The organism is Ideonella sp., assembly GCF_035254525.1.
GTDB lineage: Bacteria > Pseudomonadota > Gammaproteobacteria > Burkholderiales > Burkholderiaceae_C > Ideonella.
In genome coordinates this window covers 1-3,241 of record NZ_DATFAN010000015.1, presented here as the reverse complement: position 1 = coordinate 3,241, position 3,241 = coordinate 1, and the positions used below count along the sequence as shown (strand labels likewise).

General features: G+C 70.8%; 2 protein-coding genes. Both read left to right on the top strand.

All coding sequences use genetic code 11. The features are described from left to right. Positions 1–1,284, top strand: a 1,284-nt coding sequence (locus tag VJ693_RS01540; protein ID WP_324151701.1) for a DUF5110 domain-containing protein, incomplete at its 5' end; no start/stop codon positions are given. After that, a partial coding sequence (locus VJ693_RS01535) for a TIM-barrel domain-containing protein (protein ID WP_324151700.1) occupies positions 1,281–3,241 on the top strand: 1,961 nt, incomplete at its 3' end. The genes VJ693_RS01540 and VJ693_RS01535, both read left to right, overlap by 4 nt.

Below are 3,241 nucleotides of genomic sequence, written 5' to 3'. Positions count from 1 at the left end.
GAGCTGTACGCGCGCTGGAACCAGTTCGGCATCTTCAACCCGGTCTACCGCATCCACGGCACCAGCGTCGACCGCGAGCCCTACCTGTTCAAGACGCTGGACCCGGCGGTCTACGCCTCGCTGCTCGGCGCCGCGCAGCTGCGCATGCGCCTGCTGCCCTACCTCTACGGCCTGGCCTGGCGCAGCACGCACGAGGGCTACACGATGATGCGCGGCCTGGCGATGGACTTCCCCGACCAGGCGGCACTGCGCAAGGTGGACGACACCTACATGTTCGGCCCCGCCTTCCTCGTGCAGCCGATCACCCGGGCAATGTTCCACCCCGAGGCGCCGCCGCCGCTGACCGTGCCGGCCACGCAGCTGCGCACGCCCGACGGCCAGCGCGGCCTGGTGCTGGAGTACTTCGACGGCATCAACTTCGACAAGCCCGCCAGCCGCACGGTCGACACCGTCGTTGCCCACCATTGGCCCGACCCGCCGCTGGGCAGCATCCCGCCCGGCCTGAAGAGCCTCGGCAACTTCTCGGCGCGCTGGACCGGCGAGGTCACGGTCGCGGAGAGCGGCGACTACGAGCTGGGCGTCGAAGGCGACGACGGCTTTCGCATGTGGCTGGACGACCAGCTCGTCGTCGACGAGTGGGCCGTCGGCGGCGCGCGCTTCAAGGGCCACGTCATGGCGCTGCGCGAAGGCCAGGTGCTGAAAGTCCGCGTGGACTTCTTCCAGGCCGGTGGTGGCCGCGTGCTGCGCCTGGCCTGGCGCACGCCGGCCCAGCGCCGCGAGCAGGCCGAGGCGCAACGCAAGATCGACCAGCGCCAGGCCACGCTGCTGCCCGCCGGCTGCGACTGGTTCGACTTCTGGACCGGCGAGCGCCATGCCGGCGGACAGCGCGTCGAGCGCGACTACACGCTGGAGCAGTTCCCGCTGTTCGTACGCGCCGGCTCGGTCGTGCCGCTGGGCCCGGTGGTCGAGTACACCGGCCAGCAGCCCGACGCGCCCTGGGAGATCCGTATCTACCCCGGTGCCGACGCCCGCTTCACGCTCTACGACGACGACGGCGAGACCTACCGCTACGAGCGTGGCGAACGCACCACCACCACCCTGCGCTGGGACGACGCCGCCCGCACGCTGCACATCGGCGCCCGCCAGGGCCGCTACCCCGGCATGGTGGCCCGGCGCGAGCTGCGCGTGCGGCTCATGGCACCACCCGGCCAGGCCGAGCAGGCCCGCAGCGTGAACTACCAGGGCCAGGCCACCGAGCTCCGGTTCAAGGCATCGACGCCATGAATAACACATCCCTGTCCCGACGCAAGGCGCTGCAAGCCGCTCTGGCCGGCGCCGTCACGCCGCTGGCCGCTGCGGCGGCAACCGGCGCCAGCGGCGCGGTGGCGCAGCTGGCCGCATCGCAGCCATCGCGCGTGGCGGAATGGGTGCTGGCTACGCCGCAGGGCACGCTGCGGGTCAGCTCGCTCAGCAACCGCGCCCTGCGCGTGCGCTTCCTTCCCTCGCAGGCCGCGACGCAGGCGCCACCAGTCAGCCTCATGCTGCTGCCCGCCCGGGCCACGCCGCTGATGAAGCAGACGACGAGCGCGGGCACGACGCAGCTCGAGCTGCCAGCGATCCGTTGCGAGGTCGACGACGAGACCGGAACGCTCCGCTTCTTCGACCGCAAGGGCACGCTGCTGCTCGGCGAAGCGCCGGGCAGCCGGCGCCTGACGCCGTCCAAACTCGGCGACGAACCGGTGTTCATCGCCGAGCAAGGCTTCGAGTCGCCCGCCAGTGAGCGGCTCTACGGCACTGGCTGCTTCCAGGACGGCGCCATGGACCTGCGCGGCCTGCCGCGCCGCCTGACGCAGGTGAACACGCAGATCAGCCTGCCCTTCATGCTGTCCAGCCGCGGCTACGGCCTGCTCTGGCACAACAACGGCATGGCCGAGCTGAACCCACCGGAGCAGCGCGTGGCGTTGACCCGCGCCGGCGCCGACGGCAAGGCCGAGCTGGTGGACGTGACAACCACGACCGGCAACGCACAGATCGAGCGCAAGGGCGTGCGCTTCGAAGGCAGCTTCCGCACCGAGACAGCCGGCCGCTACGCCTTCCTGCTGGACGTCGGCCGCGCGATGGGCTCGCGCCACTCGGTGGAGATCGACGGCAAATCCTGCGTCGAGATGGCCAACCTCTGGCTCCCGCCGACTGTCGGCTTCGTCATGGACTTGGCCGCAGGCGAGCACCACGTGCGCGTGCAGGCCGACGAGCAGGACAAGCCGTCGCTGCACTTCGGCCCCGCGCATGCCCGGACGACCTGGCGTTCACCGGTGGCCGATGCGATCGACTACATCGTCATCGCCGGGCCGAGCGCCGACGAGGTGCTGGAGGGCTACCGCGAGATCTCCGGCGCGACGCCGATGATGCCGCGCTGGGCCTATGGCTACATCCACTGCCGGGAACGCTTCCACTCGTCCAAGGAGATCGTCGACACGCTGCGCGAATTCCGTCAGCGCAAGTTGCCGGTCGACGTGATGGTGCAGGACTGGCAGTACTGGGGCCGCCACGGCTGGAACGCAATGCGCTTCGACGAGGCCCATTACCCCGACCCCGCCGCGCTGGTGCGCGACGTGCACGGCCTGAACGGGCGGCTGATGCTGTCGGTGTGGGCCAGGATCGCCCGCGACACCGAGCTGGGCCGCGCCACCGCCGCCGCCGGCCACTACATCGACGGGACCGACTGGGTCGACTTCTTCGACCCCAAGGCCGCCACCTTCTACTGGAACAACCAGCGCGAGCGCCTGCTCAAGCTCGGCATCGACGCCTGGTGGCAGGACGCGACCGAGCCCGAGAACGATGACCTCGTGGGCCGGCGCACCGCCGCCGGCCGCGGCGAGCGCGTGCGACTGGCTTACCCGTGGCATGTGACCCGCACCGTGTATGAAGGCCAGCGCCAGGCCCTGCCGAACCAGCGCGTGATGATCCTCACGCGCTCGGCCTTCCCCGGCCAGCACCGCCACGCTGCGGCGACCTGGTCGGGTGACATCGGCCACGACTGGGACACGCTGAAGCGGCAGATCCCCGCGGGCCTGAACATGGCCGCCGCGGGCTACCCCTACTGGACGGTCGACGCCGGCGGCTTCTTCCGCCCGGGCGACGGCCAGTTCACCGACAAGGCCTACCACGAGCGCTTCCTGCGCTGGTTCCAGTACGCGACCTTCCTGCCGCTGCAGCGCGTGCACGGCTACATGACCGACAC